Here is a 26,154-nt window from a genome sequence, read left to right on the forward strand (position 1 = left end):
TCAAACCGTTAAGTCATTTTCAGATTTGATATCGATGGCATTTTTTAGAAGCTTTTGAAGAACAGCAGCAAAAACTGCAACGACAAAAGAAGCACCAATAATAACCATTCCGATAAGTATAAGACCAGGGGCATCGTCTACTTCCGCAGCATAGTATATCAGTGGCATGCCAACCACATAAACACTACTAATGATAATTGCACAATATTTGATTTTAATTAAAGCTTTTACTGACAGCTCTGAAAATGCGATGTTTTGATCAATATAGCTTAACAGTTTGATCGTCGTGTATAGAGCAACAAAATAAGCGAATGCCGTTGAATAGACGCCAAGTAAAGCAACAATCGTTAAAACCGGAGAATGCTGCACTGTATCTAAAGCAACACGTGGCACCACCCATATACATAAGGCAAAAACCGGCAATCCCATTAGAAAAACAGCGATCTTTAAAAAGAGCGTTTCTCGTTTCATCTCACGCACCTCTTTTATTTATTATCCTATTCAATTTACCACAACATTTATCGTTTTTCAATAAATTTTTATCTTAATTCAAGAAAATAATCATCATCCATTATTTGATTTACTTTCATATTAGTTTTGTTATAATCAATCCATATATAGGAAGGAGGAATTTAGTTGATTTACCAACCGTCAGAAAAAACAATAGAAACAGAGCGTCTCATGCTCCGACTTTTCACAGAAGAAGATGCACCTGAAGTGAGTTTATTATGTAACAATTATGCCCTTTACAAAAGTACGTTAAATTTACCCTATCCTTATACGTTAGCGTGTGCATTGTCTTGGATTTCCAATCATCAACAAAATTTTGAGCAGGAGAAACTTTATGAATTTGCTGTAACAGACAAACAAAGTGGTCATTTATATGGGGCCATCGGACTGTCAAATCGTCAACAACATCAAAATGGAGAAATTGCTTATTGGATTGGTGAGCCCTATTGGGGGAATGGCTATGGAACAGAAGCTGCCCGAGCAATTATTGAGTTTGCCTTTAAAGAGAAACAGTATCACCGTGTTTATGCACAGTATTTTCTTTCCAATCCCGCCTCTGGCAAAATCATGGAGAAATGTGGTATGAGCTATGAGGGAACCTTAAAAGATCATGTTTTTAAAGCCGGTACTTTTGAAGATATCATTTATTATGGCATTATCAACCCTAACACTAGTTTGTAAACCTACGTAAAAGAGGCACCTACTATGAAGTCATGCCTCTTTCTCTTTAAATACCATTTCCCACATCACAATAATGATTATAGTGAGTAATTTGGTTACGTCCATTACGTTTCGACTTATAGAGTGCTTCATCCGCATGTTGGATCAGCTCTTCCACTTTCTTAATCTTGCCATAATTATTGGTACTGACACCAATACTAAATTCCAAATGGACTGTTTCTTTATGAACCGTGAGCGATAGAGAAGTTAAAGTTTGATAAAGATTGTCGGCCAATGTATTCGCCGATTCACCCTCCTTTATTTGACTGAGTATAATAAACTCGTCTCCACCAAAACGTGCGACGATGGACTCAAAGGGCTTAAAATAATCTTGTAATGTTTTGGCCGTATTCGTTAAAGCATCGTCTCCAAATAGATGACCATTCATATCATTGATTTCTTTAAAATGGTCTAAATCCACCATCATTAAAGCTAATTGTTGATTGCCTTCAGTTGCTTTTTCGACCATCCTCTTTGCATTTTCATCAAAATAACGCCGATTGTAAATATTCGTTAGTGGATCGAAATAAGCATTTTTTTCAAATTGCTTCTTATGATCGTTGTACTCCATTTCAAATAATACATGAGAGTAATTTTCACGTTGAATTTCTAACAAAATATTAATATATTCTTTTTGGACAGCACATAAAACGATTTTATTGCCTTGATCCTCAATCAGCTTCACTAAAGAATTATAGATGATTTGAAGCAAAGACAGGTCATTGTTTTGCAAAGCATAATGTTTAGTCTTTTGATATAAATCAATGGCCTCGCTTATACGCCCTTGTCTTTCACAGAGTAAGGCATATGCATTGAAGACCTCTAGTTGCACTTTTGAATAAGGCGGTATATGGATCGTGGCTAAAAGTTCTTGTAATAGTACATTGGCTTCATCAAATTCCTCCAGCCATATCAACGCTACAGCTAGGTTCGTTTTCGGATACATGATTCCTGTATAAGGCTCTAAATGCTTCTCTTCAAACGCATTCGAGTAGTAAAGACTTTTTAAGGCGAATTCCTTGGCTGTGCGATAATTGCCCATTGAAATTTCCAAATCGCTCAGATTATTATAAATTTTCCCCATGCTCTCCACATGTTGAACTGTTTCAGCAATTTTTAATCCCTTTAACATTAACTCTTCGGATTTCTTTAGGTGACCAAATGTCCCCCAATAAATGGCGGCTAAATTATAATATTGAATTAAATCAATATCATCACCATGCACAAAGGTTAGCTCTCGATATTGTTCGAGCACACTAATCGATAGCTGTAAATCCCCTGTCTGAAAATAACTGGCACAGCTATAACGTAATAGAAGGATTGCCTTATCATACATTTCAAGCTTAATGGCACTTTCGACTGCGGCACTACTTATTTCTATATATTCTAAAAAACGATCCGCATTATATAATTCATTGAGCGTAATCCATAATTCTTCAAATTCTTGTACGTTCATACCGCTCCCCCTTATCTTCACCCTTACATCTTTAATACTACCTTCGCCCTTAAAATATTACAATTCTTTGGACTCATTTATTTTTACGTAATTAAGTAATTAATACTAGTTAGGAAAATAATTGTGTATTTTATCCTATATTAGATTTTTTATGTTCTAATGGGAAATTTAACATGGTATCTTCACTATAATTTTCTCGTAAACAAAAAACAAGCCTCTTTAACAGAGACTTGTTAAGAATCTTCTATACCTAATAGTGCTTTTAATTCCTTGGCTCTTTTGGAACTTAGTTGGATTTCTCCACTTCCTACCTTTTGAAGATAAAGAGATCCACCATATCCCTTCCACATTTCAATACGTACCCCCTCCACCTGAAAGGAATATTCGGGAGGTCTTTTCATATAGTCAGCAGACTGCCATGGCATATCCTGCAAGAATCGGGCTACTTCTTGTTCATTTTGGAGATCGAGTTCCTTTGTGACGATCGGTTCTAACATTTCCACTTTGTTTAATAAGCCATATCTTTGTACACTTCCATTTTCCTCCATGCTACCCGTTCCCATCGAATAAAGCTTGATATAATTACCCTGTTCTACAGGAAAATCAGCTAACACAGGATACCAATCAGCTTGCTTATATTTTTCTTCAAGCTGTTCCTCCGTCATGTTATCGAGATCTTTCGGAATAACCCCTTCAATAAATAAAAAGACATTTGACTCTACCTTTGCAACTGTACCTACTAATGAGGTGCCAGATGAACTAGTGCGGAGCTCAATGTTATTGTCATTTTGAAATGCTGTCGCCTGCTCAGCAAAATTTGCTTGGAAGTACAATATGGCCTCTATATCTGCTACTCCATTATAAGCATAAAAAGTTGGATATTTTTCCTTATACATGTCGTAGAGCTTTGTTCGAGCTGTATACATTGGCAGGATTGGTTTGAGATAAAGATCAACATATTTACTCGGTTCCAGTCCTTGAAAAAGAGCCTCGTATTCAGGTGATTGCTTTAGCATTTCGAGTTGCTCAACGTGTTTCTTTCTCTCCGCCTCAAGTTCATCCTTCGAATAGGCAATCCCTAATGACTTTGCAAAATAGTAGGCGGCAACGAGCTGCTCATAGGATCGATAGGCCTCTTTTTTATAATATTCCTGCTCTTGCCCTGGCCACATCATATGGCTGATTCGTTCGAAGTGCTCAAGCTGTTTTTCATGAAACAATGAGGTCGTTTGTGTTGTATCCTTCCCTAAAAGTTGCATCATAACAAACCCTGCCATACAAAGTGTAAGCACGACTGTCAACAGTTTGAATCGAATAGGTTTTCTGTTGGGATACCTTGGTTGTAGGACACGTTGTTTGACACGTTCTTTGCTCGCCGTCATATCACCCGCTACTTTTACTAATTCTTTGTGTACATCACTCATGCCTTAGCACCTCCCATTCCTCTTGCTTTAGATGGGGCTTTAATGCCTCTCTTGCCCGTCTTAGCCTTGTTTTCACTGTATTTTCTGCAATCCCCAGTAATTGGGCAATTTCATGTATTTTCATTTCTTCAAAGTAATACAGAATGATAGGCTCTCGATACATAAGAGCTAGCTTTAAAATAGCCGCTCCAACATAGGATCGTTCCTCCGCAGCTACAAGCTCATCACGCTGCTTATTCCATTTCATCGGAAATACTTTTTCTTGTAATAGTAATTTTTTATAATGCCAGCTTTTTAAATAATCCTTGCTTTGATTAATTGTTAATGTGGATAAAAAAGCGCGTAGCTGCCCTCGTTCCTCATAGTCACACTGAGAAAACTTAATAAATACCTCCTGCACAATATCCTCCGCAGTTTGCAGGTTTTTTACATAAAAATAGGCGAGACGTAATAAATGATCTGCATGTTCATCGATAATTTTTTCAAGTATGCCATCCACCTCCCCTTCTTACACTATAAACGACTACCAATATATAACCGTTTCAATTTTTTTAACTATTTTCTTCTAGCGTATTGACCTTGGAGCATACTCCAATGTTAGGATGATTTTAGGAGGTGCTCATATGAAAATTAAACAATTCGCCGAGAAGTTTCACCTAACAACCGATACAGTTCGTTACTACGAAAAAGAGGGACTATTATATCCCCAAAAGTTAGACAATGGCTACCGTGTGTATGATGGCACATGTGAACATACTATGAAATTCATTCTCGTTCTACGCCAGCTAGGCTTTACCTTACAAGAAATTAAATACTTACTAACACTCGAACAGAAACCAATATCCTCAGAATGTAATGAAGAAACGGTACAGCTATTTTCCGCAAAGATTACCCATATTGAACAACTAATGCACTTTTATCAGCATGCACTTCAGTCCTTACGACTGACAAAAACGTTAATGGCAGACGGACAATTCGAAAACAATCAGGAAAAAATTTCCTTACTCATTGAAAATATGTATGAAAATTTACAGGAAGGTCGTGGTTAAAATGAAACTACGTAAAATTATCTCTCTAGAATATGTCATCGCCTTTATCATTACAGTCTTTTTCTATAGGCACTTGGATTTTTCCTGGCTACCGTTTGTTTTACTTTTACTGTTACCTGATATCACGATGGTCGGCTATCTGATTAATTCGAAAACAGGGGCACTTTTCTATAATATTGGACATAGCTTTGTGTTACCCGCCATACTTCTTGTGATTGGCTTTATGCTATCCACACCACCACTTCTAATGGTTGCCTTAATTTGGCTAGCGCATATTTTCTTAGATCGGGCACTCGGTTATGGTTTAAAATATGAAGAAGCCTTTTCAAAAACGCATTTACAGCAAATTGCGTAGGTATTATTTTTTAAGCATAAACACAAAAAGGAGTTTGGTCATCCAAGCTCCTTTAGTGATGTTTTATCATCTTTTTAATAATCTCGCTCTTTAATGGGCCGTGTTGAAAAACTAATTGTCGGACACTTGGATGTCCTGCCAACCGCTTACATCGCATTGGCCATACTCATTATCACCCACAGCAACCACCGTTCCGTCAGATTGAAGACCGAGCGTATGCGCACAACCTGCTGCTATCGCTACAATATCACGCCAGCCACTGACATTACATTGACCATGCTTATTCAAGCCTACAGCCGTCACCGTTCCATCCGATTGAAGTCCAATGGTATGTTGACTACCCGCCGCTATCGCCACAATGCCTTGCCAGCCAGTTACATCGCATTGGTCATGTTTATTCGAACCCACAGCTGTCACGGTTTCGTCAGATTGAAGACCGATTGTATGAAGAAAACCTGCAGCGACCGCCACCATATTGCACCAGTCATTGACATTGCATTGACGATACCGATTATTCCCCACAGCCATCACCGTTCCGTCCATTTGAAGACCAATTGAATGCCAGTCACCTACCGCAACCGCCACCATATCACGCCAGTCGTTTACATTACACTCACCCTCATTGTTTTTGCCCACTGCGACTACCTTGCCATCCGATTGAAGTCCAATGGTATGACACCAACCCGCTGCAACAGCTACAATATTGCACCAGTCATCTACATTACATTGACAATGCTTATTCCAACCGACAGCTGCTACAGTACCATTAGATTGAAGACCGAGCGTATGCGTATTACCCGTGTTCATCGCCATATGAACATTACCTGCAGCAACCGCCACGATATCGCGCCAGCCGCTTACATTACATTGGCCATATTTATTATCACCTGTAGCCACCACAGTTCCATCATCTTTGAGCCCAACGCTATGACGACGACCTGCCGCTATGGTATCTCTAGGCAACCCTTTTATCTCTAATAAACTTTTATTTGGTGAATTCCAATCCATTTTTACCCCCAAATATTTATGTCATCATGAACATAAACGTAATCACATTATAAAGAGTTGGTACGACCAATGCGAGCGCTAACCGTTTTTAATATGATGTACTATATAAACTATTTCCCTACCATAAAAAAAGCAGGATCCTTCACCTGTGATCCTGCCTCCAAATTATTTATATGAATCGTTTTAATAGTGATTCATATATCCCTACCATCAATACTCCAATCAATATTGGAATTAGTGAAGTAAAACTGAAATAAAAGCCTACAGCATCATAGCGGCCTGTAAAATGAAATTGTAGCCAAGACACTTCATAGGTTTCGCCTACCCCATATAAAAAAATAGTGGTAAATAAAAACAATGCAAGACATTTCAGCCCTTGTGCTCTTTTCATAACATCACCTCATTGAACAAGTTTCATTTGTTGCGCATAGCTTAATAGATCTTCAATCGTTAGCTCTGGATTTTCCCCAACGATATTGTATTGATAGCCATTTTCTTGCCAAGTAATTGAACGGAAATTTTTATCATTCATAACCGTTCCTTTTTGCCCTCGAATATCCATTTCTTTTTCATTTAAAATGGGGTCAATATCCGCTATATTAGCATCTGCTTTAAAAATCGTAACGAAAAAAGCCAGCTCCCCATCTAATTCATAATCAAACGAATATTCAAGTCGATCCTCTATCCCTTTAACCATCGAAATTTTGTCTAACATAAGACCATTTTCTTGTGGCACCAATAAAAATTTTTCGAGTTGTTGCTTTGCTTCATCCAATGAAATTAGCTCTGAAGTATCTTCACTGCTAATCTCTTGGATCGTTACATCCTTTGGTAGATCTAGCGTAAATTGTTGATCATCTATTTTTTCACCAACATTTATCTTTGTGTATTCGGTGATCATTTGATTACCTGCATTATCTGACTTCATTTTTAATGTCAGCCATGTTTTTTTGTCAATCCATGCTTCTATGTCCCCAAATAACGTTTCCGTTTTATTAGTTTTTGCCACAATTTTATACGTGTCTCTACCAGCGATTTTCTCCTCGCCTGCTATCTTAATATCATGTGTATCTTTAACCAAATTAAAAATAAGCTGTACTTTATCTCTTGGGGATTGGAGTCCATCTAGTTCACCTTGTAGATAAGCCATTTTATAGGCTGTATTTTCAGTAACGTCGTAGCTTAACACTTGTGAATCAGTCATGATGGAAATGACATGTTCACCATTGTCACCTGTCAACTCTATACGTCTATTGCTATCCTTGGTCCATTCTTTTACTTGAGCTTTGCCACCTAGCTCTCCCATATCTACCGTATATTCGCCATAATATGTTAGCGGCTCCTTTGATTCTTGAAGAGCTTGTTCCATAATTTCTTGTGGTGTATACGAGGTCTCCGTATTACAGCCTACTAAACTAAATGTCATAACAGCCATTAAGCCTGCTGCTCGGCATGATTTTTTCCAATTCATAGTTCGTTTACTCCTTTATAAGGTGGTAGCCAGCAGATAACCGCTGTTCCAATGTCCTCTTTAGAAAGCAGCTGTACCGTGCCACCGTGTTTTTCAATAATTTGTTTCGTAATATTCAAACCTAGTCCTGTTCCGCGGTCTCCAGCCTTTGATCTTGCATGATCTGCTTGATACATGGGCTCGAATAATTTTTCAATATCCTTTTCTGGTATGCCCTGTCCGCAATTTTGCACAATCATGTACATACCTTCTTGCTTGTTTAAAGTTGGTTTAAGGAAATCAAAACTCCATTTCGGATCACTCCCGGCTTTGACTGCCGCTAAGCCAATAGTTGTACCTATCTCACCAAAACGCCATGCGTTGCTCAATAAATTATCAATCACGCGTTGTAGTTGTTTAGGATGCACAGCATATAGCCCATCCACATCACAGAATATTTCTAATGTAAACCCTCGTTCCTCACATAACGGTTCATAGTCAGATAAGGCCATGTCAAAAAATTCTTCACCATCAACAGCTACCAGCTCTAATTCATAGTTCGTTGATTGAAGTAATGTAAACATCAATAAATCTTCTAACATATGTTTCATCCGATCAGCTTTCGTTACGATGACCTGCTGATATTCTTCCTGTTGCTTTTCTGATAAGACATTGTTTCGTAAAGATTCTGCATAGGCATGAATAGCTGTAAGAGGCGTTTTTAAATCATGGGAGATACTTGCAATCATCATCTCTTTTTGCTGTTGTTCCACTTTTAAAGAAGTCCGAGTCTTTTCAATTTCATCTTGCATCGCCACAAATGTTTGGGCGAGTAAGCCAATCTCATCTTTTCTTGCGCTTAGATTTGATTCTATATGCTCACCTTTTGCAAAATTCCGCATTTGATGCATCAGTTCTCGTAATGGTCGATTTAGTTTCCGATTAAGCAACACTATGACGGCTAAATAAATGACTAGAAACAGTAGAATGGAGCCTGTAATGACAAGCCATGAACGCTTCTCTACACCTTTTACCCAATCTGTTCTTATTAATTGAATTTCATAGATGCCCAACAAATTCCCTTTTTGATAAACAGGCTCCTTGTAGGTAAAGGCGTTGTATGTTTGTTGTAAGTCATATAGACCTTTCAGCATGCGCTCTTTCCCCACATATCCCGATAGTAAAGGGTTGGAGGAATATAAGACGAAGCCTGATTTCGTATAAAGTGTAATCGCCAGCTGCTCATTTGTCAGTTCTTCTATCTCTTCTAGATTCGCATTTTTTTGATAAAGTGCTGCATCGTCTACAATTTCTTTTACCTGATTCAGCTCTGTCCACTTGTCAAAGTATTCTGCAACATTTTTATCTTGATAATAAGCATTAATCCACACATAAAGGCTATAGGCTCCAGCTATGGGCAACACCATGACAATAAAAAAAGTAATCAGTAACCAAGATTTAATTTTCATAATGGTTCACCAATAAAGCGGTAACCCTTACCCCACACAGTTTGAATAAAATATGGACTTTTCACTGAATCCTTGAGCTTCTCTCGTAGTGCCTTAATATGTACTGTGACAGTATGTGTATCCTCTAAAGTCGCTTGCTGCCAAATATGCTGATATAGTTCCTCTTTCGTAAAGGTTTGGCTCGGATTTTTTGCTAGTAGCTTGACCAGAGCAAATTCTTTTTGAGTTAACGCTACTTCTTGTTGATTAACGCTTACTATTTCTCGTTGCCATTCAATTGTTAATCCGTTGGCATAGGCAGTTTGCTCTTCTACAACGTCTTGCTTGTTATAGCGTCTCCAGCGTCTAAGATGGGAGTCCACACGTGCCTTTAACTCCTCTAAACTAAACGGCTTTGCAATATAATCGTCCGCCCCCTGCAAGCCCTTCACCTTATCCGCTTCTTCCTTACGGGCACTCATCATGAGGATGGGTACTTCACTTTCCCAACGTATATTTTGACAAACAGTAAGACCATCCATTTCTGGTAGCATCCAATCGACTAACACTAAATCGAATGGTTGCGCTTGAAAATCAGCTAGTCCTTCAAGGCCCGTTGTTGCCCATGTCACAAGATAGCCCTCATGCTCCAGTGTATCCTTGACAATGCGCCCAATCGCTGCATCATCCTCAATCAGTAGTATCTTTTCCTTCATCAGTTCTCCTCCTGTTTAAACCTTACTACGGAAAAAGCGATTTCCTCCGAACTTTACACTTTCTTTATAATTACCTTAGAGCGAATCCGTATTTTGCACAACTGATTGGGGTTGTCCATCACTTTCCTCGTTTTATCCGTCACTTTTGCCACGCTATCCGTCACTTCGCTCAATCTTTCCGTTTCCTCGATCCTATCCTTCACTCTGCTTGGACTATCCGTCACTTTTGCCACGTTATCCGTCACTTTCCTCGCTTTATCCGTCACTTTTGCCACGTTATCCGTCACTTTCCTCGCTTTATCCGTCACTTCGCTCAATCTTTCCGTTTCCTCGATCCTATCCTTCACTCTGCTCGGACTATCCGTCACTTTTGCCACGTTATCCGTCACTTTCCTCGCTTTATCCGTCACTTCGCTCAATCTATCCGTTTCCTCGATCCTATCCTTCACTCTGCTTGGGCTATCCGTCACTTTTGCCGCGCTATCCGTCACTTTCCTCGGTTTATCCGTCACTTCGCTCAATCTATCCGTTTCCTCGGTTCTATTCTTCACTCCGCTTGGGCTATCCGTCACTTTTGCTGCGCTATCCGTCACTTTTGCCACGCTATCCGTCACTTTCCTCGCTTTATCCGTCTCTTCGCCAGTCCTATCCGTCACTTTTGCCGCGCTATCCGTCACTTCGCTCAATCTTTCCGTTTCCTCGATCCTATCCTTCACTCTGCTCGGATTATTCGCCACTTTAGCCCAAACAAAAAAAGAATGCACAGTTTTGTGCATTCCTCATCGAACTAGAAAAATAAACTTAAAATATAGTAAATCAATGCTGCCATTACTGCAGAGATTGGCATAGTGATGACCCAAGTTGTTATGATTTTACGGGCCATTCCCCATTTAACGCCTTTGACACGGTGTGCTGTTCCTACACCCATGATAGATGAAGAAATAACATGTGTCGTGGATACAGGTAAGTGAATTAATGTCGCTCCAAAGATGATGGAAGCCGAAGCTAAATCAGCTGCTACCCCATTCACTGGGCGAATTTTCATAATCTTACCACCCACTGTTTTGATGATTTTATAACCACCTACAGAGGTACCAAGACCCATCGCAGTTGCTGCTGCAAAACGTACCCAGAAAGGAATATCGTCACCTGTGTGTAAACCACCTGCGATTAACGCAAGGGTAATAATCCCCATCGCTTTTTGGGCATCGTTTGTTCCGTGAGTAAATGATTGTAAGGCAGCTGTCCCGATTTGCATGGTACGGAAACCTTTATTTGTACGATATAAATTCATATCTTTAAAGATGACCTTCAATATTGTCATCATTAGGAAACCAGCTGCAAACGCTAGCAGTGGTGAGAAAATCAGTGCTTGTAAAATTTTAATAAACCCAGCATAGTTCAATACATCGAATCCCGCTGCTGCAATAGCTGCACCTGCCACAGAACCGATTAATGTATGGGAAGAACTTGATGGAATCCCAAAATACCATGTAAGTAAATTCCATGTAATGGCGGAAAATAAGGCTGCTAAAATAACGACCGAACCTGTGATATCGCCATCAAAAGCATTTAAGCTAAACGGGTCCACAATATCTTTTGTTAAGGCTTTTGCTACCCCAACAAATGTAATGGCGCCGACGAAGTTCATAACCGCAGCCATGTAAACCGCTGTACGTGGTTTTAATGCACGGGTTGATACAGAAGTTGCAATAGCATTCGCCGTATCATGGAAGCCGTTTATAAAGTCGAACACTAGTGCGAATATAACGACTAATATGGTGATTAGTAATATCGTATCCATTTCGTACACTCCATCTTATGCATTACGCATAATTATTGTTTCAATTGTGTTTGCCACTGTTTGGCAGCTATCAGCAATATCCTCAAATTGCTCATAAATATCCTTGAAAACAATGAGACGCATAGGATCTTTTTCTTGAATAAATAATTGCTTCATACAGGAACGGAAAATTTCATCACATTCACGTTCATTATCCTTAATTTGAATAGCATGTTTACGCATTTCTACAAGCTTTTTACTATTTAATAGTTCCATGGCTTGTACCATTTCATCTGTACTCTTCGCAATATATGTTAGGAATTGACGCATTGGCTCCGTTACTTCTGTTAAATTGTACATATTGAAGTGCGCAATGCAGCCTTCCATTCCATCAATCACATCATCCAGTTTATTGGCTAAAGCTAAAATATCTTCACGCTCGATCGGTGTCATAAATGATTTATTTAGCATAACGATAAGCTCATGAATTAATTTATCGCCACTTGTTTCATATTGTTTCATTGTATCTGCGATTTCTTTTAACGCATCTATATCTTGAATATGGGCATTATGAGCATAATAAATCCCTTCATTCACATTTTTAGCGATTTTTAATAATGACTGAAAAAATGGATCTTGCTTATTTGAGTTGAACATCCTGTTCCTCCTGTAAAATAAAAATTATCAATTTCTGAACCATCATAACAAAACATTTACACAATTCTACAAAATTTTAAACACTCAGATGTTGATTTTACAAAAATGTAATATAAAATTCGCCACATTTATTTATAAGCCGTTTTCCAAGTTGAAAACGTTGGAAATCAAATAATAAAAATCACTATTTTTTCTTTAAATATGACCATTTTTTCTGTTATTTTTATAAAAATACTTGAAATAATCTTTTTTCTCCTTATTTGTTTTCCACATGAAATGTTAAGGAATTGTAAACGATATTTACATAAAAAAAGAAAGTTTCTTTTGTTATTTTTTCCCTTATAAACCTGTGGAACCTTTCCTATTTGTTATGCTCGTCCTTGTTGCTGCTTATACATAAAATTGGAGGGCAATAACATTGGTTCATTATTTTATAATAAATCCTTCAATTTTCTGTCAATTGACAAATATTATTAGCGTGCTATAATACTTTTTGACTTCACCGCATTGAAGCGCAAAAGTATTTATTAGGAGGTTTCATATGTTTCGAATAGAAGCTAAGAGTAATCCTCGATTTATTGAGGCAGGCTTCGTTATACTTTTTATTATTGCCACAATGGCTTTTAGTATTGGTTATTTAAAAGCAACACCCCATATCCCGATTTTTCTAGTTATTTCACTTTTACTAGCCTATGGATTACTAAAAAAAGTTCCCTTTCGCGATCTAGAGGGTGGGATGATTGCTGGTGCTAGCGCTGGATTGGGTGCTGTTTTCATCTTTTTCTTTATTGGGATCTTAATTTCAAGCTGGATGATGGGTGGGACAATCCCTACGCTCATCTATTATGGTTTTTTAACAGTTTCACCAAACTTCTTCTTTGCCATTGTCTTTTTAATTTGTAGCATCGTTGGTATTTCTATCGGTAGTTCGTTAACAACAGTGGCAACTGTCGGTGTGGCATTTATGGGCATCGCGGGTGCCATGGACATCTCGTTAACAATAACAGCTGGTGCAATTGTTTCTGGTGCCTTTTTCGGTGATAAAATGTCACCCTTATCTGATACAACGAATCTTGCCTCAGGAACAGTTGGTGTAGACTTATTTGAACATATTAAAAATATGGGATGGACAACAATCCCAGCTTTCCTGATCTCAATTGTACTGTATGCCATTTTATCGCCAACAGGTGAAGCAGCATCTTTTGATACAGTAGAGCAATTTAAAGAAGGTTTACTGGCTACAGGACTTATTCATTGGTATACATTATTGCCCATAGTTGTCCTCGTTATTATGACTTTTTATAAAGTACCTGCCGTCATTACATTAGCCGTTGTGTCGATTCTCGGTGTGGGTCTTTCCTACATGATGGACCCTCTACCAGCTGCAGATGTCTTCAAAATTTTGTTTGATGGCTATGTCTCTCAAACTGGTAATGAGGCCGTAGATGCCTTGCTGTCACGTGGTGGCATGAATAGCATGCTATTTACGATTGCTCTTGTCTTACTTGCCTTAACAATGGGCGGCCTCTTGTTCACACTTGGTATCATTCAAAGTATTTTAGCCAAGGTTGAAAGCTTATTTAAAAGTGCTGGCTCCGTTATTACAGGTGCAGCAATTACTGGTATTGGGGTCAACACATTAATCGGTGAGCAGTACTTATCCATCCTGTTAACAGGTGAAGCATTTAAAGCACAATTTGCGAAAGTCGGTCTAGCGCCGAAAAACCTTTCTCGCGTAATGGAGGATGCTGGAACGGTTGTCAATCCACTTGTACCTTGGAGTGTTTGTGGTATTTTCATCACAAGTGTCCTTGGTATTCCCACACTGGATTATCTGCCATTCACCTTCTTCTGTTTACTTGGCCCAATTCTAACTGTTATTTTTGGTTGGAGTGGCAAAACATTAACAAAGCTTGATCAATAACAAAAGGTAGCTGATCAAAAATCAGCTACCTTTTTCACTTTTTATCTATCAAAAAGATTCTATTCAACCTTCACTTGTCCCATCATACCATTATCTTCATGCTCTAATAAATGACAATGGAACATATAGAGACCCTTATCATTAAATTTCACAGCCAACTTAACGGTTTCATCTGGTTCAATGGACACTGTATCTTTCCAGCCTTGTTCATTGAGCGGTGGTGCTTGTTCATTAATGGATACAATTTTAAATTGTGTGCCATGTAAATGAAAAGGATGCGTCATGCCACCCATCATATCTGGCTTATTATATATTTCCCAAATTTCCGTAACACCCTGTTGTTGAACAAAATCAATTCTATTACGATCAAATTGCTTGCCATTGATCGTTACCATTGTCCCCATACCAAACAGCTCTATTCGTTTGGAGACAGGTAATTGTTGTTCTTCACTGGTCGTCGAGAAAGTATTCAATTGATCCTGCATCTTCTTTGGAGTGGTTTGTTCATTTTTAATCGTAAATGGTAATAGAACAACATCCTCTTCATTCATTAATGCTAAATCGGCGGAAGTACTTAGCTTTGAAAAATCAATGATAATTTCAGCACGTTCGCCTGGTGTTAAGGTCAGTTTTTTTAGAGGGACAGGGCTATTTAGAAATCCTCCATCTGTCGCGATTTGTTGAAATTCCTCATTCGTACTAAGCTTGAATGTAAAATTGCGCGCATTGGAGCCGTTTACTAATCGAAGACGAACGGGCTCTTGGCGGACACTGAGCTTTGGATGAAGCGTACCGTTGATAAGTAATGTATCGCCAATTGTCCCATCATTATTTTTAAACAGCTGGTAATTTAATTGTTTTTGATCGTCAAACTGGCGGTCCTGAAAAATTAGTGGAAAATCATTCACGCCATATTGATTAGGTAAACCTAAACGCTGGGAATTTTCATCCTCTACGTAAATCAGTCCAGCCAAACCTTTATATACTTGTTCAGCTGTTTGTCCTTCAGGGTGAGGGTGAAACCACAAAGTAGCAGCTTGCTGGCGGATGTTAAAAGTCAGTGTCTTCGATTGACCAGACTTTATTTGTTCATGCGGACCTCCATCTCCCTCTCCTGGTATCTCTAAACCATGCCAATGAAAGGTCGTATCTTTACTCATTTCGTTCGTTGTGGAAAATTGCACGGTTTGTCCCGATTGAACGCGAATTACTGGCCCTAAAAAGGACCCATTATAGCCATAGGTCTCTGTTTGGACACCCTGATAAAACTCTGTTGTCCCTTCCTGTGCTGTAATCGAATAGCGAGCTGGATTTTCTCCATCTGGTTCTAGTAATGGAGGAATAGCCAACTCATTTTCTCCTGTTGATGGAGCAAGCTGTAAGGGATTCGTATGACTCATATGACCATTTGTCATATTATCCATTCCTTCATGAACCATGTTCATCGATTTGTTCGAAACTTCATTTGCTGTCTTACTGTTACTACATCCGCCAATTAGTAGAATCAGTAGTGTTAATAATGCAAACCACATTTTTGATTTCATCTGTTTTCCTCCTTCTTGTTACGCCAACAGTAATGTAACAAAGAAGTATGGAGAAATGATGAAGAGTTTTAAAATCCTGAAAAACCATCGAACAACGGGCTTAGCCAAATAATGATTACTGTTAAACCGTCAAAAAATAAAATAATCCCTAACACAATCATGAAATAGCCACCAACTTTTGTAATCGTTTGACTATATTTTCGTATCCATGTGATTTTCGTGACAAATTGTGATAGGAGGAAAAACGGTATTGCAAACCCTAATACATAGGCAATCATATAAAACATGCCCGCCTCTGGATATTGGGAAGCCATCATAAAAACCGCTCCAGTAATCGGACCAGTACAAGGGGTCCAACCAGCTGCAAAGGCAAGTCCAATGAGAAAGGAGCCCAAATAGCCTGTTGGACGATTTTTAAAGGAAAGACGTTTTTCTTGCATTAAAAACTTTGGAGATAAGACACCTATAATGATAAAACCGAAAAGAACAATTAAAATAGCACCAACCTGCCGCAATAAATCTTGGTACTGGAAAAAGAACCAGCCCACAGCAGATGAACCGTATCCGAGGAAAATAAAAATCACGGAAAACCCGATTAAAAAGAACAATGTATGCAACATACCAATAGTTCTTAATTTTTTATTGTCTCCCTGAAGCTCATCTAGTGACATCCCTGTAATATAAGAAATAAAAGCTGGATAAAGCGGTAAGGTGCAGGGCGAAATAAAGTTTAAAAATCCTGCGCCAAAGGCTAAAAAAAGATTAATATCTGGATTCATTTTGTTCGCTCCTTACATTTTACACGTTAAGTTATTCCCCAATATGTAATGGTGTCCACCATACCTAATAACAGTAACAATATGCCTGCCACTAGTTGAATAACTCTCCCCATCTTCATGCTTGTTCGTAAAATGAGACGCTTAGCATCGAAAAGATAAATTAAGAGAAGCATGATGAGTAGTGGTATAGAAGTTGCAACTCCAAAAATACTAGGTAAGATAAACCCATAGGATGCGCCTGTTACGATGGGCATTAGCCACACAAAAAACAGCACAAACATGGTCGGACAAAAGGCAATAGAGAAACTAGCCCCCATTAAAAAGGAGCCTAAATTGCCCCCTTTCACAACAGGAGGAATAAGCGACGACAGACGATTTAAAAATTTCAACTTCAATAAACCTAATAAAACGAGTCCTGTCATCATCATAATTGGTCCAATGGCCTGACGGAAAATGGGAAAATATAATGTCATTTTAGTTTCAAACGATTGACCAAATAACCATGCTAAAAGACCAAGTCCGCTAAAAACAACTACTTTACCAAGAATAAAAAACATAATCTCCTGCCAATTACTTTTCATTTGAAATGTCTGATTTCCATAAAATGTAATAGCGCTCATATTACCGGTTATTTGACATGGAGCAAGAGCCCCTATGAGACCTAACAGAAGCGCCATAGCCCATGCGGAATGCTCATAGGCATTTAAAAATTGATTGATCGGCTCACTCATAAACTGACTAATAGCTGACAAAAAACTATACAATTCAAACACCTTCTATCTGTTAATCATTTCAGCTTTAAAAACTAGCCAAAACTAGTATAAAGGTTAAATATGAATAAATGATGCAGAAATCGACTCTCCTTTTTTTAGAAGACTATGATGTGATCAAAGTATGTCATTTTGTTGGTAGAAGCTATAATACGGATCCACACGGGCAGAGCGGTACTAGATATGGTTTCATTCCATTTTGGGTACTGCCATCCACCTTTCGATTTTCAATTAGTATGGCTAAAAATTTACAAGTCTTGAAACCTTTTTTCAAACTGTGCGTATGTATAGCTAACAATTTCAGTAGGAGGAATGTAAGAATGTCTTTTTTTCATAAAGCACTAGCAAGTTTTGGGATTGGTTCAGCAACAGTTGATACAAGGTTGGCAAAGGATACTTATCGAGCTGGAGAAGTCATGCGAGGGGAAATCATCGTGCGTGGCGGTCAAGTTGAACAACAAGTGGATTCCATCTATCTGTCAATTAATACGACATATATAAGAGAGTCAAATGATCATAAACATACAGAGGTAGCCACTCTACAAAAAGTCAAAGTGACAGAGCCTTTTACACTAGCTGCTAGTGAAGAGAAGGTCATTCCCATTTCGTTGACACTGCCATTTGAAACACCGATTAGTGCGGGCAAAACGCAAGTCTGGATTCAAACCGGACTCGATATTAAAAACGCTGTTGACCCAAGTGACAAAGATTATATTCGTGTTGAGCCAACAAGCCTCGCAGCGCAAATACTTGATGCTATAGGTCGATTAGGTTTTCGTTTACGAGAAGCAGAATGTGAACAAGCCCCGTCACGCTTCCGAGGGTATTATCCGTTTGTACAGGAGTTTGAATTTGTGCCAACAGGATCCTTTAGAGGGCATCTAGATGAACTTGAAATTGTCTTCCTCTCGCAGTCCAATCATTCTGCAGAAATTCTAATGCAGATTGATCGCAAAGTTAAAGGCATTGGGAGCTTCTTCGCAGAGGCTCTTGAGATGGATGAAAGTTATGTACGAACAACGATTACGATGCACGATCTACCAACACTGCAAGCGAAACTCCAGGAAGTTATTTCGAAGCATATATAGTCCAAATGAAAGTAGTTGAAGAGTACTTCAACTACTTTTACTTTTCTCAACGTTCCAAATTTTATGTTTTACAAGGAGGCAATGTGTTTCATGGTAATAAAAGCGGTATTATTTGATTTGGATGGAACTTTGTTAAATAGAGATGAATCTGTAAAATTATTTATTGAGAGGCAATATGAACGACTAAATAAGCTATTGAATTCTATTCCAAAAGAAAAGTATATCTCTCGTTTTATCCAATTAGATAAGCGAGGATATGTTTGGAAAGATAAAGTCTATCAGCAATTAGTGTATGAATTTAATATAGAAACCATCACTTGGGAAGCGCTTCTGCAAGATTACATGAATGAATTCAAACATCATTGTGTCCCATTTCCAAATCTAATTAATCTATTAGAAAAATTGAAAACTGACCATTTTGTTTTAGGAATGATTACGAATGGCTTTGGACAATTCCAAATGGACAATATCAAGGCTTTAGAAATTGAAAAATATTTTGATGTAATTTTAGTATCTGAATGGGAGGGTATGAAAAAACCAAATCCTCAACTATTTATGAGCGCTTTAGAAAAGCTTCATGTTCTACCTCATGAAAGTATTTTTTTGGGGGATCATCCTGAAAATGATGTAAAAGGTGCTCAAGATGTGGGAATGAAAGGCATTTGGAAAAGGGATTTTCAATGGGACTGTGTTGAAGCAGATGCCATCATTGATGATTTGTTAGAATTACCTGCCATCATCGATCAGTTAACCATAAAACAATAAAACCACCTACCCTATGTTGTTGGTAGATGGTTGTTGGGATAAACTTATTTCACTGCTTGCTTTACTTTCTCTATCACTTCTTCGGCTGTTGCTAATTGTAATGCCTCTGCCGCTAGAGCTTGCATGTCCTTAACAGACAAATGTTTCAATAACGAACGTGTTTTCAAAATAGATGTGGCACTCATTGAAAATTCATCCAAGCCTAAGCCTAGCAATAATGGAACTGCTAGTTCATCGCCTGCCATCTCTCCACACATCCCTACCCATTTCTGTTCTTGATGTGCGGCATGAATGACCATTTGAATTAAGCGTAAAATAGCTGGGTTATATGGTTGATATAAATAGGAAACTTTTTCGTTCATACGATCTGCAGCCATTGTATATTGAATTAAATCATTAGTACCAATGGAGAAAAAGTCTACTTCTTTGGCAAAAATACCAGCCATCACTGCCGTAGCTGGAATTTCAACCATCATGCCGATTTCAATGTCAGCACTTACAGCCACACCTGTTGCTACTAGCTTTTCTTGTTCTTCTATCAAAATCGCTTTAGCATCACGGAACTCTTGAATTGTCGCAATCATCGGGAACATAATTTTTAGGTTCCCATATACAGATGCACGCAGTAATGCGCGTAATTGCGTACGGAATAATTCAGGTTGATCTAGGCATAGACGAATGGCACGATGACCGAGAAATGGATTCATTTCTTCCTGTAGCGGTAAATATGGCAAGTGTTTGTCTCCACCGATATCCAGCGTTCGAATCACCACTGGCTTCCCCTTCATACCTTCGATAACCGTTTTATAAGCGGTAAATTGCTCATCCTCAGATGGCAGATTTTCTCGGCCCATATATAAAAATTCTGTTCGATATAAGCCAATTCCCTCAGCCCCATGACGCAACACGCCATCCAAATCACTTGGAGAGCCAATATTGGCGGCTAGTTCCACATGTACACCGTCTTTGGACATTGTTTGTTCGTTTACTAAGGTTGACCATTCCACTTGTTGTGTATGAAAGTTTTGCGCTTTTTCATGATAGGCGGCAATCACATCCGCCGTTGGATTGACAAGTACTTGACCTGATAAACCATCTACGATTAATAGATCTCCATCTTGAATAGAGGTCGTTGCCGCTCCTGTTCCAACTACTGCGGGGATCTCTAACGAACGTGCCATAATCGCAGAATGCGACGTACGGCCACCAATATCTGTGATAAAACCAAGGACAAAGTTACGATCCAATTGAGCTGTCTCTGAAGGTGTCAAATCATTGGCTACAATTATCACCTGGTCACTGATATTACTTGGATTAGGAATATGTACACCGAGTAAATGTGCTAAAATGCGGTTTGTCACATCTTTAATATCTGATGCACGTGCACTCATGTATTCATCATCCATACTTTCAAATAATGTCACAAACATCGATGAAACTTCATGTAAGGCAAACTCGGCATTGACCGCTTCGTCAGCAATTTTTTGATTGATAGGTCCAATTAACTCTGGATCATTCACCACTAATAAATGTGCTTCAAAAATAGCCGCTTCCTCGGCACTAAATTTTTCCAATGTTTGCTGTTGGATGGCCACCAGCTCTTGCCCAGCTTTGGTAAGGGCAGCTGTTAAACGTTGCTGCTCCGCCTCGATATCTTGAACCTGTGTTTGACTAAATGTTAAATCTGGTTGTACAAAACGATACGCTTTTGCAATGGCAATGCCGTCTGAAGCGGCAATACCAGTGAGATGTGTCATTGTGCAAGCCCCATTTCTGTCAGTAATGTTGCTAATGCCTCAAATGCTTGCTCTTCATCTTCCCCCTCTACATACAGCGTAAATTGAGAACCTTGCTTTAAGGCTAATCCCATTACCCCAAGAATAGATTTTAAATTTGCCGCTTTTTCTTCTGTACGCACTTCAATAGCTGAAGTAAATGGTGTTGCTTTTGCCACAAGCTGGCTCGCTGGACGTGCATGAATTCCTAAAGGATCGATTACTGTAAATTGTTGTGTTTTCATTGTTAATTCTCCTCTACTTGTAAGTCTGTTAAAATCATGACATTTGGATGTTTGGACAAAACACTTGCTGGAATATTCTCTGTATAATCAGAGGCCAACACACGTTCTAAGACCTCGCGTTTAGTTTCTCCCACTGCCATTAACAAAATGCACTTGGCACGCATAATGGATTGAATCCCCATTGTGAACGCCTGCGTAGGCACTTCATCAATCGATGAAAAGAAGCGAGCATTGGCTTGACGAGTCGATTCTTCCAATGTCACAAGATGTGTCAAGGAATCAAAAGCCGTACCTGGTTCATTGAAACCGATATGGCCATTTTGTCCGATACCAAGCAATTGAAAGTCTAAGGAATGTTGTTGTAATAGAGCTTCATAGCGAGCTGCTTCCTCTAAAGGATCTGCTGCTAAACCATTTGGTAAATAGGATGCCAGAAATGGTTTTTCGTGAAATAAATGCTTGTGCATATAATAGGCATAGCTTTGCTCATGGTTGGCCTGGAGTCCTACATATTCATCCAAATTAAAGCTGATGCAATTCGAAAAATCGATATCAGTTTTACAGATTTTAGCATACAACGGTTCCATTGTTCCACCAGTAGCTAGCCCGAACGTTGTGGCCCCATTATGTTTAGCTTCCACCATTATGGCTACTGCTCGTGCATATAATTCTTCTTTTGAATCAAATCTTTCTATTTTCACTACATATCCTCCTTTTCCTTGAGCCTTAGAAATGAATTCGCTGACCATATTGATCAATGAGTTCATCATTATTGGTGTTCCCCAAGTTACTGCTACCAAACACTGGTAAGCTTGCGCCTTGTTCATGTAGAAGCTCAATAATTTGGGCGAATAAAGCATTTAATAACGTCGCACCTAACACCGTAGATACAGGTCCATATTGCAACTGATCAACTGTTAAAATACCATCGCCTAATGGAACATGCGTATTTAAAATATCATCTACAATATCCTCCAAACGTTTGCCTGACGGATGGCGTGATGGTTGATGTTGATAGGCCAATGATTGTAGTGATATCGTTAGCGCCCCTGCTTCTTTAGCGTAGATCGCCATATCAATAGGAACTGGATTGTTGGCAGATGTTGAAATGATAATACAAACATCTCTGTCATCAAAATGTAGTTGATCCTTATAAGAGGCTAAAAATGCTTGTTTTTTTTCATTTTGTGAGGATTGCCGTGCTCCCTGATGCAGCATTAAGGGTTCAATGTGTATGGGTTTGACAGGAACTAAGCCACCAGCTCTGTAGTAACATTCCTGCGCTAATAACATGGAATGCCCTGAACCAAATAACTGGATAATGCCTCCCTGTACTAGACGTTTCACTATTTGTTGAGCTACAAGAATAATTTGCTCATTTTCCTGTTCCGCCACCATTGTTAAATAGCGATTGACTTGTTGAAAATAGGTATTCATGATCTATCACCTTTTCATTTCAAACGTTTCATGCTAAATGTCTGCATGCATCATGATTTGGCCTGCTTTAATCGTTTGATGAAGCATCAAGTGTTCATCCACAATCACGGCATCCGCATCATATCCTTCTTTAAGCTGTCCTTTGTTCGTTAATTTCAATTGCTGGGCAGCATTGAAGCTGGACATTTTCACAAGCTCCTCCAATGTACAATTAGTAATCTTAAGGATATTTCGCACAGCTTGATCCATTTTTAAAATACTACCTGCCAGTGCACCATTCGATAAATGTGCGCCTGATTCCGTCACATGCACCATTTGACCACCTAAATCATATTCACCAAATGGCATACCCTTTGCTCGCATTGCATCCGTTATTAAGATAATTCCGTCTGCTCCCTTCAAGCGATAAGCCATTTCCACAGCGCCTTCATGCATATGGATAAAATCAACAATCAGTTCTGCCTTTATGGCATCTAGTAACAAAACACCACCAACCACTCCAGGATCACGATGATGGAATGGACGCATTTGATTGTATAAATGAGTCCCCTGTGAAGCACCTAATTGAACTGCTTCTTGCATTTGCTCAAAGGTAGCGTCGGAATGACCAATCGAAACAATGACTCCGCTTTCAGAAAGGCTTTGCACAGCTGTCATTCCAGTGAGTTCCTCGGGTGCTAGTGTAATTTGCTTAATTTTTTGACCACTTAATGCTTGCCATTTTGTTATGACCTGAACATCTGGTGGGACAATATAATCAAGAGGTTGAGCTCCTGCCCGCTGCTTCGAGACAAAAGGTCCTTCGATATGAAGACCAAGCACTTCCGCTTCATCAGACTGTGGCTGGAATTGTGCTACATTGGCAATAGCCCGTTCGATATTGTCAAAGCTTTGTGTCATCGTGGTTGCTAAAAAGCTTGTCGTACCTTCTTTTAAAAGCGATTTGGCCATGATATGCAGCCCTTCATCAGATGCATCCATTGTATCCATTTGGGCAGATCCGTGAATATGCATATCAATAAATCCTGGCAATAAAAACTTGCCTGAACCATCTAACTGATCAACGCCATGAGCCTCAATACGCTGGGCAATCTGAGCAATTTTGCCATCCATCATCCACACATCCATCTGTTCATCCCGACCATTTGCATTGACCACTGTGATGTTCTGAATTAATAAACTCAAGAAAAACATCTCCTCTTCTTGAATAAGGGCTGTTGAAAAGTATCCATTTGCAATGACATTGCCCATGTGTTCCTCCGCAAACAGCCCTATTTATTGTTACTTTTTCATTGAAATAATATTGGTAGAGCCTGCACGTTGAAAACCTGTTTTTCCTAGCGTAATCTCTTGCCCCATTAGGCTAGTGAAAACTACAGGAGTAATAATGGAAGGCACTTGGTCCTTTATTTTTGTGATGTCTGCTTTTAACAATGCATCACCACGTTTTATTTTTTGTCCATCTGTTACAAGCATGTCAAAGCCTTCACCATTCAGTGTTACGGTATCTAATCCGACATGAATTAATAGCTCTAATCCTGTATCAGATTTTAAGCCGATTGCATGCTTTGTTGGGAAAATCATGACCACTTGCCCGTCAAACGGTGCATAAACAGTTCCATCTGTCGGGTGAATCCCAAAACCAGGACCCATCAGGCCAGCAGAAAATGCTTCATCTGGTACTTCTGATAACGGTAATAAATCACCTGTCATCGGCATTTCAAAATCATGGAAAGTCGTTATTGTTTCGTTTTTTACTGCTTCTGTCCCCACAGGTTGTTCCTTTGGCAACTGAGCATTGGCTGGTGCTGGATTACCCTTTTTCAGACGTTCTTTCATTGCCTCAGCTAAAAACTCAACAGATGTGCCGATAATCACTTGTACATTGGTTTTACTAATACGCATAACCCCTCGTGCACCTGTTTGCTTCAACGTTTTTTCATCTACAACATTGGCATCCTGCACTGACATACGTAAACGAGTCGTACAGTAATCCACTTGCTGAATATTATCTTTTCCGCCTAATGCTTCAATTGTATAGTAGGCACGTAAATCGACATCATTTGAGATGGCTGAATTTGTTTGCCCATCCTCTTCATCATCATCTTCACGTCCAGGTGTTTTTAAGTCCAGTTTTTTAATTAAGAAATAGAAGACCACAAAATAAATGGCCCCAAAGCCTAATCCTAAAGGTAGTAACAGTAATGGTTTATCGGCCAAACCTAAGTTTAGCAAGTAGTCAATTAATCCTGCCGAGAATCCAAAACCGTCACGGAATCCAACAACATAGGCAACTGCAAGCGCAATACCTGTTAACACCGCATGGATACCATATAAAACTGGTGATAAGAACATAAATGAAAATTCAATAGGTTCTGTAACACCTGTTAAAAAGGCTGTTAAAGCGATAGAAACGAACATCCCACCAACGATTGGACGTTTATCCTTTCTCGCTGTAAAGTACATCGCAAGACAAGCTGCTGGTAAACCAAACATCATAATTGGGAAGAAACCAGCTTGGAAATGTCCAGCTGATGTGTCTCCGGCTAAGAAACGATTGATATCCCCTTTAACAATTTCACCCGCCGCATTCGTGAATTCACCAAAATCAAACCAAATCACTGTATTAATAACATGGTGTAGACCCACTGGAATTAATAGACGGTTGAAGAAACCATACATCCCAACGCCTAGTGATCCTGCTCCAATCATCCAATTGCCGACAGCATCAATACCACCTTGAATTGGTCCCCACACGATGGCTAAAATACTAGCTAAAATCGCCATAGTGATGGATGTAATAATCGGTACAAAGCGCCGTCCGCCAAAGAATGATAACCATTCTGGAAATTTCACATTATAATATTTGTTATACAATAAGCCTGCCGTAATACCGGCAATAATACCACCAAATACACCCATATTTAAGTCTTCATTAACCGTCCCTAAAACGGCAACTAATACAAGATGAGCAATCGCACCTGCAAGCGCTGCGCCCCCACTGCTATCATGTGCCAACCCCATCGCAATCCCGATCGCAAAAATAATTGGTAAATTGCCAAGTATAGCATTCCCAGAAGCGGCCATAATACTAGCAATGTACTGGATGGCTTCGTTCGGAACTGCTCCAAGCATATCCCCTGAACCTAAACGCAATAGTAATGCTGCTGCCGGTAATGTAGCGATTGGAAACATGAGCGACTTACCGATTTTTTGTAAGAAAGCAAACATTCATTATCCCCCTTTGGTAT

At 39.1% G+C, this 26,154-nt stretch carries 27 protein-coding genes; 6 read left to right on the forward strand and 21 right to left on the reverse strand.

Annotated elements, in window-relative coordinates:
• Positions 1-471: a DUF2975 domain-containing protein gene (locus AO843_RS04400; protein ID WP_054609948.1), complete on the reverse strand. Its 471-nt coding sequence runs from the start codon at positions 469-471 to the stop codon at positions 1-3.
• Between the two features lie 165 nt (positions 472-636).
• Between AO843_RS04400 and AO843_RS04405 the strand changes: the two genes are divergently transcribed.
• On the forward strand, positions 637-1,191 hold the full coding sequence (locus AO843_RS04405) for a GNAT family N-acetyltransferase (RefSeq protein ID WP_054609949.1): 555 nt from the start codon (positions 637-639) through the stop codon (positions 1,189-1,191).
• A 46-nt stretch (positions 1,192-1,237) separates the two neighbouring features.
• On the opposite strand, the gene AO843_RS04410 is transcribed toward AO843_RS04405, so the two are convergent.
• From AO843_RS04410 to AO843_RS04420, 3 genes are all read right to left on the reverse strand, one after another.
• On the reverse strand, positions 1,238-2,686 hold the full coding sequence (locus tag AO843_RS04410; RefSeq protein WP_054609950.1) for a tetratricopeptide repeat-containing diguanylate cyclase: 1,449 nt from the start codon (positions 2,684-2,686) through the stop codon (positions 1,238-1,240).
• A gap of 233 nt (positions 2,687-2,919) precedes the next feature.
• On the reverse strand, positions 2,920-4,110 hold the full coding sequence (locus tag AO843_RS04415; protein WP_054609951.1) for a hypothetical protein: 1,191 nt from the start codon (positions 4,108-4,110) through the stop codon (positions 2,920-2,922).
• On the reverse strand, positions 4,103-4,609 hold the full coding sequence (locus tag AO843_RS04420; RefSeq protein WP_054609952.1) for a sigma-70 family RNA polymerase sigma factor: 507 nt from the start codon (positions 4,607-4,609) through the stop codon (positions 4,103-4,105). Before AO843_RS04420 ends, AO843_RS04415 begins: the two co-directional genes overlap by 8 nt.
• 124 nt (positions 4,610-4,733) lie before the next feature.
• Here AO843_RS04420 and AO843_RS04425 point away from each other — a divergent pair, with 124 nt between their 5' ends.
• Both AO843_RS04425 and AO843_RS04430 read left to right on the forward strand, forming a co-directional pair.
• On the forward strand, positions 4,734-5,159 hold the full coding sequence (locus tag AO843_RS04425; RefSeq protein WP_054609953.1) for a MerR family transcriptional regulator: 426 nt from the start codon (positions 4,734-4,736) through the stop codon (positions 5,157-5,159).
• Position 5,160: 1 nt separating this feature from the next.
• Positions 5,161-5,514 carry a DUF4260 domain-containing protein gene (locus AO843_RS04430; protein ID WP_054609954.1) on the forward strand — a complete coding sequence of 118 codons (354 nt, stop codon included), beginning with the start codon at positions 5,161-5,163 and terminating at the stop codon, positions 5,512-5,514.
• 111 nt (positions 5,515-5,625) lie between these two features.
• On the opposite strand, the gene AO843_RS04435 is transcribed toward AO843_RS04430, so the two are convergent.
• The 8 genes from AO843_RS04435 to AO843_RS04470 form a co-directional block, all read right to left on the reverse strand.
• Positions 5,626-6,522, reverse strand: coding sequence for an RCC1 domain-containing protein (locus AO843_RS04435; protein ID WP_054609955.1), 897 nt, complete (start codon positions 6,520-6,522; stop codon positions 5,626-5,628).
• A 169-nt stretch (positions 6,523-6,691) separates the two neighbouring features.
• Positions 6,692-6,913 carry a hypothetical protein gene (locus AO843_RS04440; RefSeq protein ID WP_054609956.1) on the reverse strand — a complete coding sequence of 74 codons (222 nt, stop codon included), beginning with the start codon at positions 6,911-6,913 and terminating at the stop codon, positions 6,692-6,694.
• A gap of 9 nt (positions 6,914-6,922) precedes the next feature.
• Positions 6,923-7,993: a LolA family protein gene (locus AO843_RS04445; RefSeq protein ID WP_054609957.1), complete on the reverse strand. Its 1,071-nt coding sequence runs from the start codon at positions 7,991-7,993 to the stop codon at positions 6,923-6,925.
• A complete protein-coding gene (locus tag AO843_RS04450) occupies positions 7,990-9,441 on the reverse strand; it encodes a HAMP domain-containing sensor histidine kinase (RefSeq protein ID WP_054609958.1) in 1,452 nt (483 codons plus the stop codon). The genes AO843_RS04445 and AO843_RS04450 overlap by 4 nt, the downstream gene beginning before the upstream one ends.
• On the reverse strand, positions 9,438-10,136 hold the full coding sequence (locus AO843_RS04455) for a response regulator transcription factor (protein WP_054609959.1): 699 nt from the start codon (positions 10,134-10,136) through the stop codon (positions 9,438-9,440). Before AO843_RS04455 ends, AO843_RS04450 begins: the two co-directional genes overlap by 4 nt.
• A gap of 53 nt (positions 10,137-10,189) precedes the next feature.
• A complete protein-coding gene (locus tag AO843_RS24830) occupies positions 10,190-10,912 on the reverse strand; it encodes a hypothetical protein (protein WP_054609960.1) in 723 nt (240 codons plus the stop codon).
• A gap of 11 nt (positions 10,913-10,923) precedes the next feature.
• The gene (locus AO843_RS04465; RefSeq protein WP_054609961.1) at positions 10,924-11,940 is read right to left on the reverse strand and encodes an inorganic phosphate transporter; all 1,017 of its coding nucleotides are present in this window, start codon (positions 11,938-11,940) and stop codon (positions 10,924-10,926) included.
• 15 nt (positions 11,941-11,955) lie between these two features.
• Positions 11,956-12,576, reverse strand: a complete 621-nt coding sequence (locus tag AO843_RS04470; protein ID WP_054609962.1) for a DUF47 domain-containing protein — start codon at positions 12,574-12,576, stop codon at positions 11,956-11,958.
• Positions 12,577-13,117: 541 nt separating this feature from the next.
• On the opposite strand from AO843_RS04470, the gene nhaC reads away from it, so the two are divergent.
• Positions 13,118-14,500, forward strand: a complete 1,383-nt coding sequence (gene nhaC, locus AO843_RS04475) for a Na+/H+ antiporter NhaC (RefSeq protein ID WP_054609963.1) — start codon at positions 13,118-13,120, stop codon at positions 14,498-14,500.
• Between the two features lie 59 nt (positions 14,501-14,559).
• On the opposite strand, the gene AO843_RS04480 is transcribed toward nhaC, so the two are convergent.
• The 3 genes from AO843_RS04480 to AO843_RS04490 form a co-directional block, all read right to left on the reverse strand.
• Positions 14,560-16,044, reverse strand: a complete 1,485-nt coding sequence (locus AO843_RS04480) for a multicopper oxidase family protein (RefSeq protein WP_054609964.1) — start codon at positions 16,042-16,044, stop codon at positions 14,560-14,562.
• A 68-nt stretch (positions 16,045-16,112) separates the two neighbouring features.
• Positions 16,113-16,823 (reverse strand): cytochrome c biogenesis CcdA family protein, encoded by a 711-nt coding sequence (locus tag AO843_RS04485; protein WP_054609965.1) that lies wholly within the window; start codon positions 16,821-16,823, stop codon positions 16,113-16,115.
• Positions 16,824-16,849: 26 nt separating this feature from the next.
• Positions 16,850-17,587 carry an urease accessory protein UreH domain-containing protein gene (locus AO843_RS04490; protein ID WP_054609966.1) on the reverse strand — a complete coding sequence of 246 codons (738 nt, stop codon included), beginning with the start codon at positions 17,585-17,587 and terminating at the stop codon, positions 16,850-16,852.
• 326 nt (positions 17,588-17,913) lie between these two features.
• On the opposite strand from AO843_RS04490, the gene AO843_RS04495 reads away from it, so the two are divergent.
• Positions 17,914-18,681, forward strand: a complete 768-nt coding sequence (locus tag AO843_RS04495) for a sporulation protein (RefSeq protein ID WP_054609967.1) — start codon at positions 17,914-17,916, stop codon at positions 18,679-18,681.
• Between the two features lie 90 nt (positions 18,682-18,771).
• On the forward strand, positions 18,772-19,446 hold the full coding sequence (locus AO843_RS04500) for an HAD family hydrolase (RefSeq protein ID WP_054609968.1): 675 nt from the start codon (positions 18,772-18,774) through the stop codon (positions 19,444-19,446).
• Positions 19,447-19,490: 44 nt separating this feature from the next.
• Here the strand turns inward: AO843_RS04500 and ptsP are convergent, their stop codons facing one another.
• From ptsP to nagE, 6 genes are all read right to left on the reverse strand, one after another.
• The gene (gene ptsP, locus AO843_RS04505) at positions 19,491-21,203 is read right to left on the reverse strand and encodes a phosphoenolpyruvate--protein phosphotransferase (RefSeq protein ID WP_054609969.1); all 1,713 of its coding nucleotides are present in this window, start codon (positions 21,201-21,203) and stop codon (positions 19,491-19,493) included.
• Positions 21,200-21,466, reverse strand: coding sequence for an HPr family phosphocarrier protein (locus AO843_RS04510; protein WP_054609970.1), 267 nt, complete (start codon positions 21,464-21,466; stop codon positions 21,200-21,202). The genes ptsP and AO843_RS04510 overlap by 4 nt, the downstream gene beginning before the upstream one ends.
• A gap of 2 nt (positions 21,467-21,468) precedes the next feature.
• A complete protein-coding gene (locus AO843_RS04515) occupies positions 21,469-22,167 on the reverse strand; it encodes a glucosamine-6-phosphate deaminase (RefSeq protein WP_054609971.1) in 699 nt (232 codons plus the stop codon).
• Positions 22,168-22,192: 25 nt separating this feature from the next.
• On the reverse strand, positions 22,193-22,903 hold the full coding sequence (locus tag AO843_RS04520; RefSeq protein WP_054609972.1) for a sugar isomerase domain-containing protein: 711 nt from the start codon (positions 22,901-22,903) through the stop codon (positions 22,193-22,195).
• A 33-nt stretch (positions 22,904-22,936) separates the two neighbouring features.
• Positions 22,937-24,088 carry an N-acetylglucosamine-6-phosphate deacetylase gene (gene nagA, locus AO843_RS04525; protein ID WP_054610103.1) on the reverse strand — a complete coding sequence of 384 codons (1,152 nt, stop codon included), beginning with the start codon at positions 24,086-24,088 and terminating at the stop codon, positions 22,937-22,939.
• A 96-nt stretch (positions 24,089-24,184) separates the two neighbouring features.
• The gene (nagE, locus tag AO843_RS04530) at positions 24,185-26,134 is read right to left on the reverse strand and encodes an N-acetylglucosamine-specific PTS transporter subunit IIBC (protein ID WP_054609973.1); all 1,950 of its coding nucleotides are present in this window, start codon (positions 26,132-26,134) and stop codon (positions 24,185-24,187) included.
• Between the last annotated feature and the right edge of the window lie 20 nt (positions 26,135-26,154).

This window comes from Lysinibacillus sp. ZYM-1, assembly GCF_001308875.1.
Lineage (GTDB): Bacteria > Bacillota > Bacilli > Bacillales_A > Planococcaceae > Lysinibacillus.

Coding starts and splice junctions, on each gene's coding strand:
- AO843_RS04400 (WP_054609948.1), bottom strand. CDS start 471: ATGAAACGAGAAACGCTCTTTTTAAAGATCGCTGTTTTTCTAATGGGA.
- AO843_RS04410 (WP_054609950.1), bottom strand. CDS start 2,686: ATGAACGTACAAGAATTTGAAGAATTATGGATTACGCTCAATGAATTA.
- AO843_RS04415 (WP_054609951.1), bottom strand. CDS start 4,110: ATGAGTGATGTACACAAAGAATTAGTAAAAGTAGCGGGTGATATGACG.
- AO843_RS04425 (WP_054609953.1), top strand. CDS start 4,734: ATGAAAATTAAACAATTCGCCGAGAAGTTTCACCTAACAACCGATACA.
- AO843_RS04430 (WP_054609954.1), top strand. CDS start 5,161: ATGAAACTACGTAAAATTATCTCTCTAGAATATGTCATCGCCTTTATC.
- AO843_RS04435 (WP_054609955.1), bottom strand. CDS start 6,522: ATGGATTGGAATTCACCAAATAAAAGTTTATTAGAGATAAAAGGGTTG.
- AO843_RS04440 (WP_054609956.1), bottom strand. CDS start 6,913: ATGAAAAGAGCACAAGGGCTGAAATGTCTTGCATTGTTTTTATTTACC.
- AO843_RS04445 (WP_054609957.1), bottom strand. CDS start 7,993: ATGAATTGGAAAAAATCATGCCGAGCAGCAGGCTTAATGGCTGTTATG.
- AO843_RS04450 (WP_054609958.1), bottom strand. CDS start 9,441: ATGAAAATTAAATCTTGGTTACTGATTACTTTTTTTATTGTCATGGTG.
- AO843_RS04455 (WP_054609959.1), bottom strand. CDS start 10,136: ATGAAGGAAAAGATACTACTGATTGAGGATGATGCAGCGATTGGGCGC.
- AO843_RS24830 (WP_054609960.1), bottom strand. CDS start 10,912: ATGCACAAAACTGTGCATTCTTTTTTTGTTTGGGCTAAAGTGGCGAAT.
- AO843_RS04465 (WP_054609961.1), bottom strand. CDS start 11,940: ATGGATACGATATTACTAATCACCATATTAGTCGTTATATTCGCACTA.
- AO843_RS04470 (WP_054609962.1), bottom strand. CDS start 12,576: ATGTTCAACTCAAATAAGCAAGATCCATTTTTTCAGTCATTATTAAAA.
- nhaC (WP_054609963.1), top strand. CDS start 13,118: ATGTTTCGAATAGAAGCTAAGAGTAATCCTCGATTTATTGAGGCAGGC.
- AO843_RS04480 (WP_054609964.1), bottom strand. CDS start 16,044: ATGAAATCAAAAATGTGGTTTGCATTATTAACACTACTGATTCTACTA.
- AO843_RS04485 (WP_054609965.1), bottom strand. CDS start 16,823: ATGAATCCAGATATTAATCTTTTTTTAGCCTTTGGCGCAGGATTTTTA.
- AO843_RS04495 (WP_054609967.1), top strand. CDS start 17,914: ATGTCTTTTTTTCATAAAGCACTAGCAAGTTTTGGGATTGGTTCAGCA.
- AO843_RS04500 (WP_054609968.1), top strand. CDS start 18,772: ATGGTAATAAAAGCGGTATTATTTGATTTGGATGGAACTTTGTTAAAT.
- ptsP (WP_054609969.1), bottom strand. CDS start 21,203: ATGACACATCTCACTGGTATTGCCGCTTCAGACGGCATTGCCATTGCA.
- AO843_RS04510 (WP_054609970.1), bottom strand. CDS start 21,466: ATGAAAACACAACAATTTACAGTAATCGATCCTTTAGGAATTCATGCA.
- AO843_RS04520 (WP_054609972.1), bottom strand. CDS start 22,903: ATGAATACCTATTTTCAACAAGTCAATCGCTATTTAACAATGGTGGCG.
- nagE (WP_054609973.1), bottom strand. CDS start 26,134: ATGTTTGCTTTCTTACAAAAAATCGGTAAGTCGCTCATGTTTCCAATC.